Here is a 23,817-nt window from a genome sequence, read left to right as displayed (position 1 = left end):
AGGATCAATGTATTAACGCCCGGCGGGCCGGTTTATGTTGCTGGAATTGTAAGACGTTTGGGCTTTCATGCGCCTGATGACCCTTCAAGACCTCCGCGAACAAGTTTGTGCTGCCAACCGCGCCCTGGAACCCAGCGGCCTCGTACGCCTGACCTGGGGAAACGTCAGCGGCATCGACCGCGCCTCCGGCCTGTGGGCCATCAAGCCCAGCGGCGTGGACTATCTGGCTCTCAAACCTGCGGATATTGTCGTGCTCGACCTCGAGGGCAGGGTCGTGGAGGGAACTTTGCGCCCTTCGTCGGACACGAAGACACACCTGGTGCTCTACCGTGAGTTTCCCGAGATCGGCGGCATCACCCACACCCACAGCCTGCATGCCACCATGTTTTCCCAGGCAGGTCGTGAGATCCCCTGCTACGGCACCACCCATGCGGACCATTTTCATGGCACCGTTCCTGTCGTGCGTGCTCTCACTCCTGAGGAGGTGGCGCAGGATTACGAACATTTCACTGGCGTCGCCATCGTGGAGCGGCTGCGCGAGCTGAAGCTGAGTCCGCTCGAAATGCCCGCCGTGCTCCAGCTCCACCATGCGCCCTTCACCTTTGGCAAGAACGCCATGGACTCGCTGAACAACAGCATCGCACTCGAAATGTGCGCTCACATGGCCCTGGGCTCCGCCACGCTCAATCCGGCCATAAGCTCCATCCCCAGCCATATCTTGGAAAAGCACCATTTGCGCAAGCACGGGCCGGGCGCCTATTACGGTCAGAAATAATTTACCCCTGTCCTCCTGTGAAGATCTTCCGGTTTCCCTCGCGCACTTCGCGCCTTCTGCCTGCCCTGTCTGGCCTGCTGGCTTTGCTCCTCCTGGCTGCTTGCTCCAGTGAAAAACGGGATCGTCTCTGGCGGACGATCGATCCGGCCGGTTATAAACACGCCCACAGCGAGAGCTTCAATGGCGACCGAGCCCTGCGCGCACCCATGCCACAGAGCAATCCCGATTCCCAGGACCTGCCTCTGGACAGCGGTCTCTAGAAACTTCGAGATAGAAAATCTCGAGGTCTAAACGGTTCGGGCGTGTGAAATAAGGCATGGCTTAGTTGGGTAAAATTATGGCTGATACTTATATTTATGGGTGTTCGAATTTGTCACACCCAACCCAACTCACTCGACCCCAACGCCTGATGCGCCACTAGGGGGCGACTGTTACGTTTCTTCAGCGTCGAAGTTCACCACGGCGATCGCCGGAGTCTGGCTCGTGGTAGTGCTCACTGGCAGCCTGCTCATGGCACAGTACGCACAGACCGCCGGCCCGGTGGGTGAGGCACCCGTCCAGTGGCCGGCAGCCAGCCTGGTGCCGCGTGACTCCACACGGACTCAGCTCGTGATGTTCCTTCATCCTCGCTGTCCGTGCTCCCGTGCCAGCATCGGCGAACTCGAGCAAATCATCGCTCATTGTCAGGGAAAGCTCAGCGCCCAGGTGCTTTTCATTCAGCCTGAGGGCGTGTCCGAGGATTGGGTCAAAACCGATCTCTGGCATGCGGCGGCAGCCATCCCGGGAGTGAAAGTCGGCATTGACTACGAAGGACAGGAGGCTCGTCGATTTCAAGCCATCACCTCCGGGCAGACGCTGCTCTACACGGCAGGTGGCGGCCTCATGTTTCAGGGCGGGATCACCCTTGCCCGCGGCCATGCCGGAGACAATCCCGGGCGCGATGCCATCGAAAGTTTGTTGAACCAGACAACCACACATTCACTTGGCACCCCGGTCTTCGGCTGTGCGCTTGGATGGAAACCCACCACGGAGAAATGCACCGCATGTCAGCTCTAGCCGCCAATACACTGCCACCAGAATCCACGCTGCTGCGTGCCTCATCCAGCAAGTCACGCCAGCAAACCCGCGCCATGGCAGAACCATCGCCGCAGGTGGACGCTGATACCACACTGCAGCAGCGCGCATCTGTGCTCTTCCGCGCGGCGGAGAATGAGCTTCACCGGCATACGGACCAGCTGTTTGCCCGGCTCATGATTGTCCAGTGGCTGGCCGGTGTGGCGGCTGCCCTGTGGATTTCTCCTCAGACCTGGATCGGAGCCTCCAGCCAGGTGAACATGCACGTCTGGGCCTCCCTCCTGCTCGGCGGCCTGATCACCGGCTTTCCCGTGTGGATGGCGTGGAAGTTTCCGGGACTCGTCGTGACCCGCCACGTCATCGCCGCGGCTCAGATGCTGACTTCCGCATTGCTGATCCACCTCACCGGAGGACGCATCGAGACTCACTTCCACGTCTTCGGCTCGCTGGCCTTCATTGCCTTCTATCGCGACTGGCGCGTGCTCGTCACGGCCACCGCGGTGGTCGCAGCGGACCATCTCATGCGCGGACTCTTCTGGCCTCAGTCGGTGTTTGGCGTGCTCACCGCCAGTCCCTGGCGCTGGGTGGAGCATGCAGGCTGGGTTCTTTTCGAAGACGCCATCCTCATGGTCGCCGTTCGCCGCATGCTTCAGGAAATGCAGGAGATAGCCCTGCGCCGGGCCACCCTCGAAGGCAGCAATGTCGAGATCGAGCGCCAGGTGGTGGAACGCACCGCGGAGCTTAACAAGACTCAGGCTGAGCTGCTCGAAACTTCGCGCCTGGCCGGCATGGCGGAGGTGGCCACCAGCGTGCTGCACAACGTTGGCAATGTGCTCAACAGCGTCGGCGTTTCCGCCGAACTCGCCGCCACCAAGGTCCGCGAATTCAAAATCGACAGCCTCAAAAAGGTGGCGGACCTCCTGCAGCAGAACTCGGCGGACCTCCCTGCGTTTCTCACCACAGACCCGCGTGGCAAGGCGCTGCCGGACTTCCTGCAGAAGCTGGCGGTGCGTCTAGTGGAGCCTCAGCAGGCCATCCTGCAGGAGATGGCCATGCTGCAGAAGAACATCGACCACATCAAGGAGATCGTGGCCATGCAGCAGAGCTACGCCCGCGGCACAGGCGTTGTCGAAAACCTCTCCGTCGAGGATCTGATCGACGACAGCATCCGCATCAACGCCGCCAGCTTCAGCCGTCACGAAGTCAATGTTGCGCGCGACATCTCTCCCGTGCCGCAGCTGAAAACGGACCGCCACAAGGTCATGCAGATCCTGGTAAACCTGCTCAGCAATGGCAAGCACGCCCTGGACCGCTGCGAGGGCGACCGCCTGCTGAAGGTGCGGGCTGTGCAAAACCAGGAGGGCATGATCGAGATTTCCGTGACGGACAACGGCGTCGGCATTCCTCCTGAAAACCTCACACGCATTTTCTCCCACGGCTTCACCACCAAAAAGCAGGGGCACGGCTTCGGCCTGCACAGCGGCGCCCTGGCCGCGAAGGAGCTGGGCGGAACATTGACCGCCTACAGCGCGGGAAAAGACCGCGGCGCCACCTTCACCCTGACGCTGCCACTCGAAATCTGATCCAACCATGACAACTCCAACGACAACCACCAACCGGCGCATCCTTGTCATCGATGACAACCGGTCGATCCACGAGGACTTTCGCAAAATCCTGGCCCCCGCCGATGCCGCGGATGACGATTTCGACGCGGCCGAAGCGGCCCTCTTCGGCACCACCAAGCAGGCCCAGACCTTCACCATCGACACCGCCTCCCAGGGGGAGGAGGGACTGCACATGGTCCAGCGCGCCATGGCCGAGGGCCGGCCCTACGCCATGGCCTTCGTCGATGTACGCATGCCTCCCGGCTGGGACGGCATCGAGACCACGCGTCAGATCTGGCAGGTCTGTCCGGACATGCAGATCGTCATCTGCACCGCCTATGCCGACTGCTGCTGGAGTGATGTGCAGGAGCAGATCCAGCCGCGTGACCGCATGCTCATTTTGAAGAAGCCCTTCGACATCATCGAGGTGTTGCAGCTGGCCATTTCTCTGACCGAAAAATCGCGCCTGCTTCTGGAGTCCAAATTGCACATGCAGGAGCTGGAGCAGCGCGTGAAGCAGCGCACGCAGGAGCTTGAGGCTTCTCAGCAGGCCACCTTCGAAAAGGCTTCCCTCCTCGATCTCTCCAGAGATGCCATCCTGGTGTGCGGACTCGATCACCGCATCACCTACTGGAACAAGAGCGCGGAGCGCCTCTACGGCTGGACCGCCGCGGAGGCCATCGGACGTCTGATGGCTGACCTCAGCGACCGCAGCACCGATACCTTCCAGCAGGCATGCAACAGGGTCATCGAAACCGGGGAATGGGACGGCGAGCTTCAGCAGATCGGCCATGACGGCCGCCGGCTGGTGGTGGAAGGACGCTGGACGCTGCTGCTGGAGGCTGACGGCAGGCCGCGCAGCATTCTGGTGATCAACACAGACATCACCGAGCGCAAGAAAGTGGAGGAGCAGCTCCTGCGCGCCCAGCGCATGGAAAGCCTGGGCACGCTAGCAGGCGGCATCGCCCATGATCTGAACAATGCGCTGACTCCCATCATGATGTCCATCGAGCTGCTGAAACTGCACGAGCAGGATGCAATGCGCATGGGCGTGCTCGCCACCATTGAAAACAGCGCACGGCGCGGGGCGGACATGGTGCGCCAGGTGCTTTCCTTCTCCCGTGGGGTCGAAGGCCAGCGCGTGGAGGTGCAGGCCGGCCACCTGCTCAAAGGCATTGAAAAAATAGCCGCTGAAACTTTCGTGAAGAACATCCGCGTCAACAGCGACATCCCCGCCGACCTGTGGGTCGTGCAGGGAGATCCCACGCAGATCCACCAGATGCTCCTCAACCTGTGCGTCAACGCGCGCGATGCCATGCCCAACGGCGGCACCATCAATCTCAGCGCCAGCAATCATGTGCTGGATGCTCAATGCGCCGCCATGATCGCCGGCGCCAAAGCGGGTTCATACATCGTGATCGAACTGGAAGACACCGGCACCGGCATGCCGCCGGAGGTTGTGGACCGCATCTTCGAGCCCTTCTTCACCACCAAGGAGCTTGGCAAAGGCACCGGTCTTGGGCTTTCTTCCGCTCTCGCCATCATCAAGAGCCATCAGGGCTTCATCCGTGTTTCCAGCGAGCTGGACAAGGGCTCCAAATTCCAGGTGTATCTTCCCGCACAGGCGGAGGTCGGCGCCAGCGCTCCTCCTCCTGCTCCTGTGGCCATGACCCGCGGCAATGGCGAGCTTGTGCTTCTCATCGATGACGAAGACCCCGTGCGCCGCATCACCGGGCAGACTTTGGAATCCTTTGGCTACCGCGTGCTTCCCGCGTCGGACGGCGTCGAGGCCTCGACCTTGTACGCAGCCCACAAGGAGAACATCTCCGTGGTGCTTACAGACATGATGATGCCCGTGATGGACGGCCCGGCCACCATTCAGGTGCTCATGCGGATGAATCCGGATGTGCGCATCATTGCCGCCAGCGGCCTGAGCGTGAAGGACATGGTGGCCAAGGCCACAAGCGCCGGCGTCAGGCACTTCATCCCCAAGCCTTATACCGCCGAAACCCTGCTCAGCATGCTCAACACGGTTCTCGCCACGCAGCCTCTCGCTCTTGCAGCCTAAGCCAGTGAATCCAATGAATGTCGTCACCTTGCCAATGATCGCGCGCAGGCTTTCAGCACCTCAAACCGGGCCTGAAGGATGAGGGCCGCATCTCCCAGTCTCAACGATTTGTCTCCATCTTTGACCATGGGTGGGCGGAGTGTTGGGATGTGCTGCGGCCGCCTGCGCTTCACACTGGTTTTGGTCTCCGCCCTGCTCTTCTGCCTGGACCTTCGCGGCCAGCAGCAGCAGCCTCTGCACACCATCAGCGTGGTGACGGATGACAACTTCCCTCCCTATGTCTTCAGGAACAGCGAAGGCGCGCTCCAGGGCATCATCATCGATCAATGGCGCGTCTGGGAAAGGCGCACGGGAGTCACTGCTGAGATTCATGGCATGGATCTCAGCGATGCCGTCCGCAGGATGAAAGCCGGGGAGTTCGATGTCATCGATGCCATTTTCAAAACCGAGGAGCGCACCGCCTACCTGTCCTTTGGCAAGCCTTATGCCGCCATCGAGGTTCCCATCTTTTTCCGCTCCTCCATTTCGGGCATCAACAATCTCGCCTCGCTGCGTGGCTTCCCTGTGGCGGCCAAACTCGGAGACACCGCCGTCAAGCTTCTGCAGGAAAATGACATCACCCCCATGCTGTTGTACAACAACTATGAGGCGATCATCACCGCTGCAAACGAACGCAAGGTGAACGTCTTCGTGGTGGACAAGCCGCCCGCCCAATACTTTCTGCAGAAGCTGGGCCTTGAGTCCGAGTTCCGCATGTCCGAGCCCGTCAGCATCGGGGAGTTTCACCGGGCGGTCCGCAAGGGCAATACGAGCCTGCTTCAGCTGGTTGAAAAAGGGTTCGAGGATGTGGGTGCCAGGGAGCTTGGCGTCATCGAAAAAAAATGGTTCGGGCAGACCCTGGACGGTCATCCCTACCTGCGCGGCCTCGGCTATGCAGCCCTGGGTTTTGTCTCCCTCGTCACCTTGCTTGGTGGCTGGAGCTGGATCCTGGCTGGTCAGGTCAAGGCACGCACCCTCGCGCTTCAAGAGCGCGAGGAGCAGCTGCGCCTCAGTGTCAAACACAGCCCGGCGGCCATCGCCATGCTGGACCATAACATGAGGTATTTGGTCGTCAGCCTGCGCTGGATGGAGGACTACCGCCTGGGAGATCAGGTCGTCGTCGGGCGCAGTCATTACGAAGTTTTTCCTGACGTGCCATTGCACTGGATGGAAATTCACCGCCGTTGTCTCACGGGTGTGGTGGAGAAATGCGATGATGAAAAATTCGTCCGCGCGGATGGCTCCATCGACTGGATTCGCTGGGAGATCCGTCCCTGGCACAAGGCGGACGGCACCATCGGCGGTCTCATCATCTTTTCCGAGGACATCACCACCCGCAAGCAGGCTGAGCTGGCTCTCCGGGCGAGTGAGGCCGAGTTTCGCACGCTCATTGAATCCGCCTCTGACGGCATCCTCGTGTCAAACACCGCGGGACGTCTGCTGGAAGTCAACGCCGCCGCCTGTCAGATGCTCGGCTACACGCGCGAGGAGCTCGTACGCATGGGCTACGTGGACATGGTGGCGTCCGGAGAGATGGCTCGAATCCTTCCGGAGGTTTCCCGCTTGAGCGAAGGAGAGGTCGTGCGCAGCGAGTGGCTCTGCCGACGCAAAGACGGCACTCTTTTTCCTGCGGAGGTCAGCGCCACCATTCTTCCCGACGGTCGTCTTCAGTGCATCATGCGTGACATCACGCAGCGAAAAATGGCCGAGGATAAGATCCGCGAGCAGGCCTCGCTCCTGGACAAGGCGCGGGACGCCATCATCGTCTGCGGGCTGGAGGAGCACCGCATTGTCTATTGGAATCGCAGCGCGGAACGACTCTATGGCTGGCAGGCCGCCGAGGTGCAGGATCGTTCCCAGATGGATCTGCTCAGCCGTGACCCGGCCCAGTTTCTCGCCGTGTTGAACGAAGTCATGACGCATGGCGAATGGGCCGGCGAATTGCAGCAGTACGACAAAAAAGGCAGGATGGTGATCGTCGAGTCACGCTGGACGCTCATCAGCGATTCCCTCGGCCGCCACAAGTCCATCCTCTCGATCAACACCGACATCACTGAGCGCAAAAAACTTGAGCAGCAGTTTCTGCGCTCCCAGCGCATGGAGAGCATCGGCACGCTTGCGGGCGGCATCGCCCATGACCTCAACAACGTGCTGGCTCCCATCCTGATGTCCATCGAGCTTTTAAAGCTCCAGGAGCGCAGTGCGCAAAAGCAGAACATTCTCGGCACCATCGAGTGCAGCGCCAAACGTGGGGCGGATCTGGTGAAGCAGGTGCTTTCGTTTGCCAGGGGTGTGGAAGGGCGCCAGCTGGCCGTGCAGGTCGGTCACCTGCTCAAGGAGATCGCGAAGATCACCAACGAGACCTTTTTGAAAAGCATTCAGGTTCGCTATGAAACTTCAGCGGGTTTGTGGCCTGTGCAGGGAGATCCCACGCAGATCCACCAGGTGCTGCTCAATCTTTGTGTCAATGCCCGTGACGCCATGCCCAATGGCGGTGTCTTGAAGCTGTCGGCGAGAAATTTGATCGTGGACGAGCAGGCCGCCTCCATGACTTCAGGCGCCAGGCCAGGCCCTTGTCTCCACATCCAGGTGGAGGACAGCGGAACAGGCATGCAACCGGAGGTGATGGAGCGGATCTTTGAGCCGTTTTTCACCACCAAAGAACTGGGCAAAGGCACCGGGCTTGGCCTCCCCTCGGTCATGGCCATCGTCAAAAGCCACCATGGCTGGCTGCGCGTGGAGAGCGAGGTCGGAAAGGGCACCACATTCCACATCTATCTGCCGGCGCATATCACCGCCGCCGAAGATGTGGAAGTGCACGCCCCTGCGGAGCTTCCGCGTGGCAATGGCGAACTGGTGCTGGTGGTCGATGACGAAGCTGGAGTGCAGCAGATCACCAAGCAGACTCTGGAAACCTTCGGCTATCGTGTCCTGCTGGCTGCGGACGGTGCCGAGGCTGTGTCGCTTTATTCCACTCATCGCGAAGAAGTCGCCCTGGTGATCACGGACATGATGATGCCGCTCATGGATGGGCCGGCCACCATTCAGGTGCTCATGCGCATGAATCCAGACATCTGCATCATCGCCGCCAGTGGCATGAATGCTGCTGGAATGGAGGAGAAAGCAGCGAACGCAGGGGTCAAAAACTTCATCCCCAAACCCTACACCGCGGAAACGTTGCTCAAAACGCTCGATGCTGTGCTGCGTGGCCCCGATCATCATCTGCTTGCGCTGATGGCCGCTCCCAATTTGGAGCCGTTGTAAATCTAAAAGTCTCTGACGCCCAAAGCGTTAGACTAAGTGAAGTTGGTGCGTTATTGAATGCCAATGAACCTACGTGCTCTGATATAAGTGTGGCATGGAGAAAACGTCCAGGATTGCTCCAATGGTCAAGGCTTGTGTGTTGATGCAAGCCGGAGGGTTGTTAACACGCCATGCTGCGGCTCGGCTCTGCCAGTTTTTGGCGGGCTGCTTTTTTGCATTCTTCTTTTCTCTTTTCGGCGTCTCATCGGCTTGGGCCCAGCAGCCTTCATCACTCCCCAAAATCAGTGTCGTGATGGACGACAACTTTCCGCCCTATGCTTTCAGGGACAGCTCCGGGGAGATGCAGGGCATCATCATCGACCAATGGCGTGCATGGGAGAAAAGAACCGGCGTCACCGTCCAGATCCACGGCATGGACTGGGGCGAGGCCGTCAGGCGGATGCAGGCAGGGGAGTTTGACGCCATCGACACCATTTTCAGAACTCCGGAGCGTGCCTCCTTTCTCGATTTTTCAAAGCCTTACGCCACGATTCAGGTTCCCATTTTTTTCCGGACCACGATTGCGGGAATCACGGACATGGCATCGCTCAAGGGGTTTCCCGTCGCCGCCAAAGAGGGGGACGCCACCACCCTGCAGCTCCAGGCAAAAGGCATCGGTCCTCTGATCCTTTACAACAACTACGAGGCCATCATCACTGCCGCGCAGGAGCGCAAGGTGAATGTCTTTGTGGTCGACAAGCCCCCGGCGTTGTACTTCCTCAACAAGAAGGGCATCGAGTCGGAGTTTCGCATGTCGGAGCCGATCAGTGTTGGCGAATTTCATCGCGCTGTTCGCAGGGGCAATGCCAGCCTGCTGCGAGTGATCGAGAAAGGCTTTGAAGACGTCAGTAAAACGGAGTTCGCCCGCATCGAAAAAAAGTGGTTCGGGCAGACTCTCAGCAGTTCGCGCTACCTTCGTTACCTGGGCTACACCGCGCTTGCGGCCGCGGCGGTCATGGTCCTGCTTCTGGGCTGGAGCGGTCTGCTTGCCAGGCTGGTCAAAAAACGCACGCGTGCCCTGCGCGAGCGCGAGGAGCAGCTTCGCTTGTACGCGGAGCATAGCCCCGCAGCCATCGCCATGCTGGACCGCGATCTGAAGTATCTCGTTGTCAGCCGCCGTTGGATGACTGATTACCGCCTCGGGGATCAGTCCATCGTCGGCCGCGGCCACTACGAGGTCTTCCCGGAGATTCCCGAGCACTGGAAGGAAGTTCATCAGCGTTGTCTCGCCGGTGAAGTCGTCAAATGCGATGAGGAGGCTTTCGCGCGCGCAGACGGCAGCATTGACTGGATACGTTGGGAAATCCAGCCATGGCGCCTGGCGGACGACTCGATCGGCGGCCTCATCATGTTCACCGAGGACGTCACTGTTCGCAGAAAAATCACCGAGATGGTTCGCGAAGGGCAGGCACGCCTGATCAAGGCCTTCCGCAGCAGTCCCGTCGCGCTCGCCATCGGTCGTTTGAGCGATCAGCATCTCGTGGAGGTCAATGACGCCTTCTCAAACCTCCTGGGCTGGACACGCGAGGAGGCCGTGGACCATTCCCTCATCGAGCTTGCCGTCATTGATCGTGAGGCGGACGCCATGCTTCGTTCGGGCCTGGATGAAAAGCGCTCCATTCGCGACATGGAAATTTCTTTGCGGGCGCGCGACGGCGCCGCACTCCATGCCATCGCCAGCATGGAAGTCATCGAGCTTCAAGGGGAGCCGCATCTCGTCGCGACCTTCGTTGACATCACCAGCCGCAAACGCGCGGAAGCGGCGCTTTCCCAGGTGAGCGCCGACCTCGAGCGCGCGCAGTTGATCAGCCACATTGGCAGCTGGGAATACACTTCCGCTGATGGCAGCATCAAATGGTCGGACGAACTCTTCCGCATCTTTGGACTTCAGCCTCAGTCTGTCAGTCTCAATTACGCGCGGTTGCGGGAGATGGTCCACCCGAACGACCGCCTGCGCCATGACGCCTATCACGCGCAGCTGACTGCTGCGACACCCGGCGCCGTCATCGCGCCCTTTGAATACCGTGCTTTGCGCGCGGACGGTCAGACTGCACATGTCCTGGTAAAAGTGGAGATCCGCTTCAATGACCAGGGCGGCTCTCCCCTCCAGTGCTTTGGCACGGTGCAGGACATCACCGAGCGCAAGCGTGCGGAGGAGGCCCTGCGCGAAAGTGAAGCCACCTTCGCGGCGGCCTTTGAAAATGCGCCAATTGGCAAGGCGCTCGTGGCTCCGGACGGCCGCTTCCTCCGCGTGAACCGCGTCCTTTGTGACATCGTGGGACGCACGGAGTCGGAGCTGCTGGCGCTTTCATTTCAGGACATCACCCACAAGGACGATCTGAATGAGGACCTCGATCAAGTGCATAAAATGCTCCGGCACGAGATCGAGACGTTCCAGATGGAAAAACGTTACCTGCACAAGAAGGGCGGCATTGTCTGGATCCTGCTCAGTGTCTCGATGGTGAATGATGAGCAGGGCCGTCCCGCCTTTTTTGTCTCCCAGATGCAGGACATCACCGGGCGCAGAAAAGCGGAGCAGCGCATACATCAGCTCAATCGTCTCTATGCCGTGCTGAGCGGCATCAATGAGACCATCGTGCGTGAAAAGAGCTCCGAAGCACTGCTCACGGCAGCATGCCGCATCGCCGTTGAGAGAGGCTTGTTCGGCATGGCCTGGATTGGCCTCGTGGATCCCGCCACGGGCCGTCTGCGCATCGCTGCGCAGGTGGGCGCAGCGGAGGAGACCTTGAAGAAACTTGAAGACATCCTCTCCGAATCGCCCTCCGGACCGGGATGCATCATCACTGCGCGCGCGCTGCAGACAGGGGAGCAGTCGGTCTGCAATGACATCGAAAATGATCCTGATGCCGTGGCCTGGCGTGCCGACGCCCTTTGCCGCCATTATTATTCCATGGCCTCGCTGCCTCTGAAGTGCGGAGGCAAAACCATCGGCGTCTTCAATCTCTATGCCGATACCGCGCACTTCTTTGACGCAGACGAGCTCAAGCTGCTGGACGAGCTGGCCGTGGACATCGGTTTCGCTCTCGACATCAACCGCCGGGAAATGGAGCTGCGAGAGGCGGACAAACGCTTCATCAAGCAGCGCAAGGCTTTGATCGAACTCACACGCCACTGGGGCAGCGAAGGAGACGATGCCCAGCTGCTCCTCCGCAAGATCGCCGAGGGGGCCGCTCAGACGCTGAGCGTTTCCCGCGTCAGTATCTGGCGTTACAACAGCGACCGCTCCGCCATCCGCTGCGTCGATCTTTTTGAATGGGAGGACGGCAGGCATTCCTCCGGCCTGGAGCTTTCAGCCAGCACCCACCCGGCCTATTTTCGCGCCCTCATCGAACTGGAAATGATCGTCGCGGATGACGCCGCCACAGATCCCAGCACCAGCGAGTTCGTCGATGACTATCTTCGCCCCAATGGCATCCAGTCCATGCTGGATGTTCCCATCGTGGTCGGCGGATTCCGCACGGGCGTTCTCTGCCTTGAGCATGTTCGTACCCAAAGGGAATGGACTGCGGACGAAAAGACCTTTGCACTGGCCATGTCCAATCTCGTCTCTCTGGCGTTGGAAGGTGTGGAGCGCAGGCAGGCGGAGACCTCGCTGCGTGAGAGTGAAAAGCGCTTCCGGCAGTTTGCTGAAACCATCGAAGAGGTGTTTTGGATGACCGACCCGGACGGCGGCGAAATGATTTACGTCAGTCCTGCCTATGAAAAGATCTGGCACCGCACCTGCGCCAGCCTCTATGCGAATCCTATGAGCTGGCTGGAGGCCGTGCATCCGGACGACCGTGAGCGTCTGGCAGCGGCCGTGGCGGTCAAACGGACCACCGGCGAATATGACGAGCGCTACCGCATCCTGCGCACGGACGGCACCCTGCGGTGGATTCATGACCGCGCCTTCCCCGTGCGAGACTCCCATGGCAATGTACTGCGCATTGTCGGCACGGCGGAGGACATCACGGAGAGCAAGCAGGTGGAGGCCCAGCTGCTGCGCTCCCAGCGCATGGAGAGCATCGGCACGCTTGCAGGCGGCATCGCGCATGATCTCAACAATGTCCTGACTCCCATCATGATGTCCATTCAGCTCCTGAAGCTGCAGGAAAAAAATGCCCGTCGCCTGAACATTCTCTCCACCATTGAGAGCAGTGCCAGACGGGGTGCGGACATGGTGCAGCAGGTGCTCTCGTTTGCCAGGGGCGTCGAAGGCAGGCAGCTCGCAGTGGAGGTTGGGCGTCTGCTCAGGGAGATCGAAAAAATCACCAACGAAACCTTCCTCAAAAACATCGAAATCCGCTGCGCTTTTGAAAAGGATCTTTGGGTTGTGCAGGGGGATCCCACCCAGCTGCACCAGGTGCTGCTCAATCTCTGCGTCAATGCCCGCGATGCCATGCCCGGCGGTGGCATCCTCAAGCTCTCCGCCTGCAATGTGGTGCTGGACGAGCACTGCGGCGAGCTCAGTTCCGAGGCCAGGCCCGGACCTCATGTGCTCATAGAGGTGGCGGACAACGGCCTCGGCATGCCGCCGGACGTCCTCGAGCGCATCTTCGAGCCTTTCTTCACCACCAAGGAGCTTGGCAAGGGCACCGGCCTCGGTCTTTCCACCACACTCGCCATCATCAAGGGGCATCATGGCTTCCTCCGTGTTCAGAGCGAGGTGGGATCAGGGACTAAATTCCAGATCTACCTGCCGGCGGACAAATCGGGAGGCGCTCCTGAGGCCGCTGCGGCCGAAACCCAGCTGCCGCGTGGCAACGGCGAGCTCGTTCTCGTGGTTGATGACGAAGTCACGGTGCGGCAGATCATCCGGCAGACCTTGGAAGCCTTCGGTTATAGGGTCATGCTGGCTGCGGATGGCGTCGAGGCCTCCACCATCTTCACTGCCCACCAAGGGGAGATCGATGTGGTGCTCACGGACATGATGATGCCTGTCATGGATGGCCTGGCCACGATCCAGGTGCTCATGCGCATGAATCCCCAGGTCCGCATCATCGCCGCCAGCGGCCTGAGCGTCAAAGACATGGTGGTCAAGGCGACCGCCGCCGGCGTGAAGCACTTCATCCCCAAGCCCTACTCGGCGGAAACGCTGCTGAAGACTGTGGCCCAGGTGCTGCAGCGCTAGAGGATTTGCTGCTGCTGCTTTTACTTCTGCTTCGCCTCGTAGCCTGGCAGCGGTTTGCCGTTTTCGTCCAGCTTGCCGCAGGCCCACAGCAGTCCGCGCGCCACCAGGTCCAGATACACCGGGGACTGCATCGTCTCATTGCCGTGGCCCAGCGTGGTGCCAAAGACCTTCGCCTTGCCGTATTCGTTCACCCAGATCACGTTGTGGTCCTTCTTCGTGTCTTCGCCATAGGCCTTTGCCAGCGGCACAAAGTGATCCCAAAGCTTCTCGTTCTTGTAGAGTTCGTCCTTCGCGTCGAGCCACTCGGCGGGGAAGCCTTTCATGACCGGGTGTCCTTCGGCAATGTTCTTCACATGCAGGTCCCGGTTTTTCTCATGGCTCATCGAGGTCTGGCCCACGCACTTGCGCCATTCGTCGGTTTTGGCCGCGCGGTAGCTGTGCGTGGAGCAGTGCAGCATCACCGCCGGCACTCCGTCATGGTGCGCCTTGGCGATGCGCTCCACAAACGCCACGTCCTCGATCGCGCCAAAGCACTCGTTGTGCAGCACCACGTCATAGCCCTCGGCCCAGTTGTCCTTTTCGTAGATCGAGATCTTGTGGCTCTTGTCTTTCTTACCTTCAGGCCCTTCCTCATGCACGATGGTGAACTCCACATTCGCACGCGAGCTCAGCCCCTCGCTCAGGATCATCTTTTGGTTTTCATAGTCATGGCAGCAGCCGCCGGTCACCATGAGGACTTTCAGCGGCTTCACCTCCGTGTTCGGAGCGGCGGCTACAAACAGGCAGGCGATGGAAAAGAGGGAGATGAGAAGGGGACGCATGGGGGGGAGCAGGCAGGGTTGGGTGGCCGAGTATGCGCGGTATCCGTCCTCTGTCTTTCACGATTCTTGCGCTGCAGTGGTTCTATCTTGCGTGCGGCATAGGATATTTGTTAAATGGCGGGGGAAATTTCTTTTATGCGAATCTGGTTCTTTTTTCTCGCCTCCACCCTCGTTTGTTTCGGACAGTCCGCGCCGCCCCCGGGTTCTGAGGCGGAAAAATACCATCTCATGCTGCTGAAGCGGCCCCAACCCGGCCTCGTTTATGACAGGTTCTACTCCGCCTGGATGGAAACCGGCACCGCCGACTCCCTCGCGGCCTTTCTCAGCGCCCGCACCACCACCGCCGCCGACCTCCTCCTGCTGGCAATCTTCCATGACCAGCGCGGCAACGAAGCCGAGGCCCTGAAAGCCTACACCTCCGCCCTGGAGCGTGACGGCTCCAATGCGCGGGCATGGCTGCAGCGCGCCAAGCTGGAGGCACGCATGATGAATTTCGAGACCGCGCTCAAATCGCTCGCCTCAGCCGACAAGACCTCCTCGGAAACCGCGATGGCCCGCGAGATCGGTCAGCTGCGCGGTCGCTGGCTTCTGCGCACAGGCAAGCCCGATGCCGCCTTGCAGGCATGGCGGGATTTGCTGAAGGCCAGCGCAGATGACGAGGACTTGGTCGAGGAGGTGGTGGATCTCCAGCTCGACGAAGGTTTGTTTTCCGAGGCGGAGGCTCAGATGCAGGCCCTTATCTCCAAGACCAAGGACGCCTATGCCAAAGTCGTGCGCCAGCTCCGGCTGGCGGAGATCCAGCTCCGCGCCACAAAAAAAGAGGCCGCTCTGGCCATGATGACCGAGACGCTGGCAAACACTGGCCAGGGCACCTGGATCGAAGGCGAAGTGCTGGCCCAGATTGAGGCCACGTTTCGTCGGGATGAAAACCTCAGCGGCCTGGTGAAGGAGCTGGAAAAACTTCAGGCCGCGCACCCTCAGCGCACGGCGCTTGAGCGCCAGCGTGCACGCTTGCTGGCAGAGCTTGGGGAAAAAGACAAGGCCCTGGCTGCATACGCAGCACTCCTGCAAAAGACGCCCGGCCAGCGCGATCTGCGGGAAAGCTACCTGGATCTGCTCGCACGCTTTGAGCAGTTTAAGGAGGCCATCGCCCAGACCCGCGTTCTACTCGAGCAGTCCCCGGAGGATCGAGAATTGCTCATCCGGCTGGCCACTCTTCAGGAACGTGCCAAGGACATGCCGGCATCCAAGGCCACCCTGGAAAAATTTCTCGCGGCAAAGGACGCCGCCGAGTTTGATCACCTCCGCGTCGCCCGCTTGTATGAGAGCTGGGACCGCGTCGATGAGGCCACCCAGGCCTACGAGCGCATGGTCGCGGCATTCCCAGACAGCAGCGCCGCCAGGGAGGCCCAGGCTCATTACCTGCACCGCAGCGGCAAGCGCGATGCCGCCCTGGCCATCTGGCATGCACTGGCGAAAAACGGAGATCTTCCCCAAGTCATGGCGGTAGGGCAGGCTCTTATGGCCCGCATCGAGTCGCAGGCCGCCTTGGAAGTGCTGCAGCAGCGCCATGCCGAGTTCGCCAGTGACGATCGTTTCCTCGCGCTGCTGATCAACGCGGCGCTCAGCGCCAAGAAGCCGGTCGATGCCATCCCATGGGCGCTGGCGCGTGCGCGCGCCACGACGGATGTCGCCTTCATGGACGATGCTTTGCGGCAGGTCATTCTTTGCCTGAACGCGGACGAGGTGAAGTACGCGGACACCCTGGCCGCGCTGCAAAAAGGCACCCCCACCGTGCAGGAGCGCATGCTGCTTTCCGCCCTTCTTGAAGAAAAACAGGACCGCATGGGCGCGGAAAAAACACTGCGCGAGATTCCCCCCGAACACGCCCTCGCGGCTCAGACGCGTCTTCTAAAGCTCATGGAATCCCGCCAGGACTGGCTGGGTGCCAGCGCCGAGGCGGAAAAGCTCATCGCCATGCCGCAGGGCAGGACCTCCACCAATCTGCAGCGCCTCGTGGATCTTGCAGAACGCGCCGGCAAACCGGATCAGGCGCTGAAATGGGTCGCCGACTGGAAGACGCTCTCTCCCGGCTCCTCCTCGCCGTGGCTGCGCGAGGCAAAACTGCTTCAGCTGGATGGCAAAGGGCGCGAGGCCTTGAAGGTCCTGCAGGCCGCCGCGCGGAAGTTTGCAGACGATGAGGCCGTGGCGGACTCCCTCGCCTCCGCTTACACAGAGCTGGGTCAGATGAGCGATGCCGAGAAGATCTACCTCTCGCTGTTTGAAAAGGAGGACAAGCCCGAGGATAAAATGCGCTGGGTCGGCACTCTGGCTCGGCTGGCCAATGATCGAGGACAGTTGAAGGCTCTCATTGAAAAATTCATTGATCGCCAGCGCACCAATCGCGCGGACGCCGCGCCCTGGCTGGCCTTGGCGGAGATCTACCGCGTGGCGGGCAATACCACGGAGCAGGAACGCTCCTTGCGCGAGGCCATGCGCCTCCGTCCGGAAGACGCTAATCTCGCCATGCAGATCGCACGCGCCGAGCTGGACATGGGCCAGTGGAAGCGTGCCATCGAAGATCTCCAGCGTGTCGCCTCACGCGCCAAGGGCGGCCGCGTGCAGCAGATGATCGCATCCATCCAGATCGAATATGGAGACGCCAATGCCGGCTACCGCATGCTCTACGAACTGGCTGGCGGCGCGCAGATGGATGCCGATGACGCCATCACTCTGGCCAAAAGCATGTCCGCTCAGCAGGAATGGTCGAGGATGGTCAGCTTTCTGGAGCCGTTGCTCCGCCGCTATCCGGATGATTACCGCCTGGCTTATCTGCAGGCCGTCGCCCTGGAGGAGTCCGGCAAGTCAGACCCCTCCGCTTCCCTGTTCATCCGTCTCATGGCCCAGTCCCAGGAACTGCCTTCGATCGTCGCCTCCACCAAGACCAAGGCGGTCAACCAGTTCGACACCGACTGGGTGGAGAAGAACATGCCGAAGGGCTACGTAGGGCTGGCCCGTTTGACCGGTTCTGGCACCTACTACCAGGCTTACAACTATCGTTCGCAGTCATACCGTATGGCAGGCCAGAACTCCAAAGCGGTCATCACTCCCGCCGATCTCGGCCACCTCAAGGCCGCATCCCTTGTTCATTTGGTCAGCCTCATGAAAGGGGAGCCGGCGCAGAAACAAAAGGCCTGGATGACAGACGCAATGAGCGCGGGCGTGCCTGGCGCTGGTTACCTCGACGCCCTTGATGTCGATCAGTATTTCAATCTGCGCGAAAGCCCCGACGCGCAGGAAAAACACCCCGATGACGACGTTTTGCTCGCCTGGATCATCGAAAATGCTGAGAATCTCAACTTCGAAACCGCCGCGAAATCGTTTGAGCGTTTCAAAGGCAGATTCCAAATGCTGGCATTCCGAGCCGCCGTCGTTGCCGTGAGAGCGGATGCTGACCGAGGTCCACCGCTCCTCACAGAGGCTTTGGACCTGTGGGACAAAGCGCCTTCGGAGGAGAAAAAGAAATACGGCGTCGTGGATTACTCTTTGAGATCCATGCTCGGCGGAAACCAGAGCATGCGTGAGGAGGAGGAATCCTCGGGCGTTCTGCCGGCACCGTTGCGCCGCCGCATTTTGACCCTCATCTTGAGCAAGCTCGACGATACTTATGAAGGGGCGCAGCAGCAGAAGGTTTACCATACCTTCCTGCCATTTGACGCCAATGCCTGCCGAACCCAGGAGGCATGGAAGGAGTTTGCAGCACTCCTGGAGCGCGAGGTCCGCATCTGGACGGAGCATGAACCCACGCGTCAGGAATGGATCAAATACGCTGCACAGTTTCAGCGCCGCACTCGGAATCCCGTGGTCGAGACGATCTCTCGCCTGCCTTTCCCCTCCGGAACACAGGTGCCTCCCCAAATGGTATTCTACTTCGGGAGAAAGGACATGTACAACGCTCGCGACGATGACAAGCTGGAGCCGGAGCCGGAGGAGTATGCCGGACTGAAGCCCTTCATCGCGGGTATGAAGTCTCCCGTCTTGCGTGCCTTGCTGTTCTACAAGGCTGGAGATCGCTCATTGGCGGAAAAGGAGATCACTCAACTCCTCGCCGCCCCTGCACCCAGTGTCGATGACATCCTGCTCGCGGCCTCCTGGTTCGGCATCGAGGAAAAATACGACCGCGTAGCCGCCTTGCTCCTGCAGGCCGCCTCCATGAATGTTCCCCTCGGTGTCCGCCCGGCCTTTGACACAGCCCTCGCGCATGTGGCGCTGAAATTAAAGCCGCAGCCGGGCAGTCCTCTGCTCGAGCCTGCGCAGATGGCGCTGCGGCGTATGCGCAGCGCCCGTGTCAGTGTTGAGCAGAAGGAGGAGCTCATTGCCGCCATGAAATCCCTCGGCATGCAGGATGAGGCGGAGCAGTGGGCGCGCATCGCCATGGCTCCTGCTCCCGCTGTCTCACCACGCACTCAGTCCTATGTCAGCACCTCAAGCATTGACACAAACAAGCTCAAGACACTTCTGGCTGGCGGCGAGGATGAAGCCATCCTCAAGGAGGCCGTGGTTCAGCTGCGTCGTGCGCTTGCCTACGCATCCAATGGCAATGGCAGCTATGCCTCCAGCCGGGCCAAAGAGATCATGCGTCTGGTCACCAGGCCGGGCATGGGCGCAAAAATCCGCGCCGTCTTTGACCCCGGGGAGACCGCCTCGGTGGCAAAGCTCTTCGAGCAGGCGCAGTTTCTCATGCTCATCGAGCAAAAGCTGGAGGCCGTGAAGGTCCTGGAGAAGATCTTGACCGTCAATCCCCAGCACTTCGAGGCACGTCTGCATCTGTGCGCCATCATCGCTACCACGAATTCAGAACGTGCGGTGAAAATGATGTCCGAAGTTCCCCTCTCGGCCTTCCAGCAGAGCGGCACCGGCAATCTTGTCACCGACATGCTGAACAGGAATGACTCCGTTGGCTTCGAAGCGCGCATGAACATCATCACCGTGCTGACCCGTGTGCTGGATTCCCTGCCGTCCGGCAGTGGAGTCAAGGGGTTGGAATGGATGATCGACCTTCCCGGCATCACCGCAAACTCGACCTATCGCGCACCTCGGCTCCGGCATCTGTACTCCCGCCCGGGATACTCCATGGAAGACGAAGATGACGATGACGGGTGCCTCCCCGCATCTTCTCCTGAAGCTTTAAAACGTCGCGAAGTCCATGACCGTCTGTGCCTAGCTCTCATGAAGCACCCCGCTTTGGCTGAGGAAGGCTTTCGCCGTTTTGCCTGTCTGGTCATTTCGGAGGGAAATAAAATGGAGGAGCTCGCGTCCACCGCCCATCGCCTGCTGGAGGAGGCCACAACAGCTCAGGGCACTAAGCGGTCCGCGGGGCTTAACCGTCGGTACAATTTTTATCAGGAAGTGACCGGTCTGTGGGCGCCCACGCCTGCAGAGTTTCTCGTCTGGAAGGCCTGGAAGGAAAACCATCCGGAACGCGTCGCTCAGGAGATCATGCCTCTGGCCTCGGCCGCTCTGGACGCCACGCGCCTCGGCGTTCTGCGTGCGCAGTGGAATGTCTGGTCCTGCAAGCCCGAGGATTTCATTCAGAAATCCAGGGCCTTTTTGACCACGATCTCCAGTCGTGGTTCCTTCGGCTACGGCAACGACCCTCATCTGGTCTGGCTCACCGACCGCTGGGAGGAGCGCAACCTTGCTGGAACTCCGTTGGATGAATTGATCGCGGGCGGCATGAAACAGGTGCGCAACTTTGGTGAGGGCTATGCTGTTTCCCACTACCTTTCCGCGCGCCACCGGCTGCGCCCCGACGCTGCCGTGGAGCCTTTCTTGATCCAGATCATCGCGGGAGCACTGGGGGCCAATCAGAGCACCTGGGCCAAAACCATCGGCACCACCATCGATGCACGCTACGGCCGTGGTGGCTCCTTCAACAACCCTTCCGCCTACACGATGCTCCAAATCATCGACAACATGATCCGCAAGCCTGTGACATTCGGCCCGGGTCTGCAGATGGCTGTGCTTGTAGGTGCCAATGAAAACTCCAACTGGCTGCGCAACGTCGGTTACAACATCGAGCGTGTCACCAAGTCCCCCCAGCATGTGATTTCCAGCTTGGAGGCACTGGGCTTCCTGGGAGGGCCGGAGCAGATCATCCTCACCAATGATTCCAACTGCGTTCAGGTTGTCTTCCTCAAAAAGGTCCGTGAACACCGCGACACCATGGGCGAGGTGCGGACCAAACTGGCGGAGCGGGAGCAGCGCACTTTTGGTGCTGAGTTCTGCGAGGCCTTCCTCCAGGATGCTCCAGCCGGCCCCCTCACCGCTCTCCTGAAACGTCGCGCAGCGGATGTGGCAAAGATCCCGGTGAAAAGCGGCCCCGCCTTCATCAGCCTCCTCAAGTCCCAGATCACAGCGCTGGGCCAGCCCGCCTCGGCCGATCCCGCCTTGGTCACGGCGTTGGATCCTCTCCTCGGCGCCGAGCGCCAGAAGGCCATGGCTGAGATCGACAAATGGATCGCCGCCGCTCGCACCGAGGATGTGCATTCAGACCCCGGCACCTATGCGGAGAAGGTCAAAGATATGCTGAAGACTCTCATCCCCGGAGATCTCGACAAGGCACAGAAACTCTTCCTTCACGCCTGCGAAATCATGGAGGTCAAAATCCGTGCGGGCGGATGGAATGGCTACTCAGGCGCCAATGCCTGGACCAGCCGCTCCAACATTCTGGACGAGTTGAAAAAGGAGTGGCCCAAGCCCGAGACCATGGCCTTCGTCATGCGCCTCTGCCATGAAGACACCACGGGCAATCTCTCGTCAGACGGCTGGGCGGCCAACAGCGGCTATGGTCAGGTGCTCGTTGAAATCTGGCGCAACAACGGCGGTGCTGCCACCATGGGGCGCGGCATTGACGCCATGCTGGCGCGCACGGCTGAAGTCCTGCAGGACACGCCGCACACCCTCATGCCTCTCGCCTTCTTCGACTTCTATCAAAGGCTGCCGCAGAGTCTGCGCGTGCCCGCCATGAAGTACGCGGCCAAACTGCCCGCTTCGCACCCGCAGCTCGCGTTGGGCCGGGAGCTCGACTTCGCTGGGCGCTTCTTCCTCAGCACAGATCCGCAGTCGCGCCAGAATGCCGGCTTTCAGAAAGCCATCGAAGAACTCGGCGGCATGCAGCTCGCATGGGAGCACCACCGCACTCTTCTCCGTGCGGACAAGGCCAGTCCACGCGTGCGTCAGGCCCTCGTTCATTTCCTTTCCTACTGGTCTCATGACGACATCGACCCCGAGTGCACCAGGCTCGGTGCCGCCGCGGCCCTCGTGTCCATGAAACAAAAGGACTGCATCCACGGCTACCAGTACGGCTGGATCCTTCGCGCCTTCAATCTGCTCCCGGTGGACGAGGCCTGGCTCGCTGAAGCCCAGCAGCACTGGGATGCCTGGATGGCACGCTCCATCAATGGTGGCATGAGCAAATACGAGCCCTGTGACTGGGTCATCAACAGCATGCTCCGCATGACTGCCCGCTCCGGCAAGGATGACTGGATGCGCGAAATGCTGCGCCGCTTTCATCACACCTTCAGCAATGAACAGTCCGCCATTGTCAGTCTCATGCTCGGCGGCCAGCCAAAGCTCGCCGCGGAACATTTCAAATCCGAATGGCGCGGCTTTTTGATGGACCCGCAAAAGGAGCTGCTATGGAGCAAGGAGATCGTGAGCAACCTCCCCGCTTTCAAGGAAGCCTGTGGCGACCCCGGCCTCGCATTGCTTGGAGAGATCTACCTCTCCTACATCAAGGATCCTTCCAAGGCCGAACAGTCTTCCATCCCCGGCTTCAAGGGCAGGGACGATCGTTTCATCGACATCGCCAAGCGGCTCAAGGACACCAAGTTCACCGATGAAGAGATGCGCAAGGACTGCGTCGAGGTCCTCTGCAATGTTTACGGAGCCGCGGACGCCATCCGCGATGTAGTGGACGAAGTCGCCGCCAAGACCAACATCGAGGCGATCGCAGCCCTGGATCATACCTGGGAGCACTGGCGCCAGCTCAAGCCCGTTCAGTTCGCATACGGCTGGAAAGCCGCGCACGGAGACCTGCAGCCAGCCCTCGCCGCTTATGATCGCGCTCTGTCCGTCCGCTCCAGCTCAAGCTACCTCCAGCGCTCCGTTTTGAAAGAGTCCGGCTGGGGGCCCACCTGGGTGGCCAGCTGGCACTGGGGCCGCGAGTCAGAGGCCGGTCGCGTGCCGGAGATTCGGGCGCTTCTTCCTTTCCATGATCACGTCATATCCAAAACGCCTCCTGAAATGCGCGACGACCATGTGTCCGACTGCGTCAGCCAGAAGTGGTTCATTCACCTCGCTCTGAACGAACCCGAAGTTTTCGCCTCCTGGCGCAAAGGTCTTAAAGAGGAGGACCGCCGCGACTTCAAAAAGCGCGTCATCGAGGACTGGGACATATGGAGCTTCGTCCGCCAGTATTCGGGCACGCAGAAAAAGATGCGCCTCACTCCCGAGGAGCGCGCCGGGTTGGTGGCCGCTGTGGCCAGGGACGAATGGTGTGCCGCCAAATATCCCGCCGCCGGTCCCGGCATTCCGAACCTCATCGCTGACATCGTGCAAAAGAGCACAGTCTTCAAGCCGGACGAACTCGTGCCCGTCGCCGCCCAGATCGCCACCGCCCTGCCGCGTATGGGACGCACCGCCGGCGAGGCTGGAGACCTCCTCGCCGCCAATGGCAAAAACGAAGCCGCCGTCCCTCTCTTCGCCCTGGCCTTTGAGCATGCCAGAAAAGGAAACGAAAAGGACTACAACCTCGCCGCAGGCTATGCCGTGAAGCAGGCCGAAATCCTTGAGCGCACCGGCAAAAAACTCGAAGCCCTGCAGGTGCTGAAGTCGCTCGAAGAGAAGCGCCTGGGCGGCGGTGTTAAAAAAACCGTCGAGACCGCCATCACTCGTCTTTCCAAGTAAACCCAAGCAATGCCTTGTCTTAAACGTCTTGC

General features: G+C 60.4%; 8 protein-coding genes. 7 read left to right on the top strand and 1 reads right to left on the bottom strand.

What is annotated here, in order from left to right; genetic code table 11:
- Positions 1-76: 76 nt before the first annotated feature.
- From araD to ACILSR_RS19110, 6 genes are all read left to right on the top strand, one after another.
- Positions 77-775: an L-ribulose-5-phosphate 4-epimerase AraD gene (gene araD / locus ACILSR_RS19135; RefSeq protein ID WP_395751545.1), complete on the top strand. Its 699-nt coding sequence runs from the start codon at positions 77-79 to the stop codon at positions 773-775.
- Positions 776-1,258: 483 nt separating this feature from the next.
- Positions 1,259-1,831, top strand: coding sequence for a hypothetical protein (locus ACILSR_RS19130; RefSeq protein ID WP_395751403.1), 573 nt, complete (start codon positions 1,259-1,261; stop codon positions 1,829-1,831).
- Positions 1,819-3,432, top strand: a complete 1,614-nt coding sequence (locus ACILSR_RS19125; protein ID WP_395751402.1) for a sensor histidine kinase — start codon at positions 1,819-1,821, stop codon at positions 3,430-3,432. Before ACILSR_RS19130 ends, ACILSR_RS19125 begins: the two co-directional genes overlap by 13 nt.
- A 7-nt stretch (positions 3,433-3,439) precedes the next feature.
- Complete coding sequence (locus tag ACILSR_RS19120; RefSeq protein WP_395751401.1) at positions 3,440-5,521, top strand: response regulator; 2,082 nt, start codon at positions 3,440-3,442, stop codon at positions 5,519-5,521.
- A gap of 108 nt (positions 5,522-5,629) precedes the next feature.
- Positions 5,630-8,824 carry a PAS domain S-box protein gene (locus ACILSR_RS19115; RefSeq protein WP_395751400.1) on the top strand — a complete coding sequence of 1,065 codons (3,195 nt, stop codon included), beginning with the start codon at positions 5,630-5,632 and terminating at the stop codon, positions 8,822-8,824.
- A 292-nt stretch (positions 8,825-9,116) separates the two neighbouring features.
- Positions 9,117-13,994: a PAS domain S-box protein gene (locus tag ACILSR_RS19110; protein WP_395751544.1), complete on the top strand. Its 4,878-nt coding sequence runs from the start codon at positions 9,117-9,119 to the stop codon at positions 13,992-13,994.
- A gap of 20 nt (positions 13,995-14,014) precedes the next feature.
- On the opposite strand, the gene ACILSR_RS19105 is transcribed toward ACILSR_RS19110, so the two are convergent.
- A complete protein-coding gene (locus ACILSR_RS19105; protein WP_395751399.1) occupies positions 14,015-14,815 on the bottom strand; it encodes a ThuA domain-containing protein in 801 nt (266 codons plus the stop codon).
- 135 nt (positions 14,816-14,950) lie between these two features.
- Here ACILSR_RS19105 and ACILSR_RS19100 point away from each other — a divergent pair, with 135 nt between their 5' ends.
- The gene (locus tag ACILSR_RS19100; RefSeq protein ID WP_395751398.1) at positions 14,951-23,785 is read left to right on the top strand and encodes a hypothetical protein; all 8,835 of its coding nucleotides are present in this window, start codon (positions 14,951-14,953) and stop codon (positions 23,783-23,785) included.
- Positions 23,786-23,817 lie beyond the last annotated feature (32 nt).

The organism is Prosthecobacter sp. (assembly GCF_044222565.1).
Lineage (GTDB): Bacteria > Verrucomicrobiota > Verrucomicrobiia > Verrucomicrobiales > Verrucomicrobiaceae > Prosthecobacter.
The sequence above is the reverse complement of the archived record's forward strand: the minus strand, read 5'-3'. Positions and strand labels throughout refer to the sequence as shown.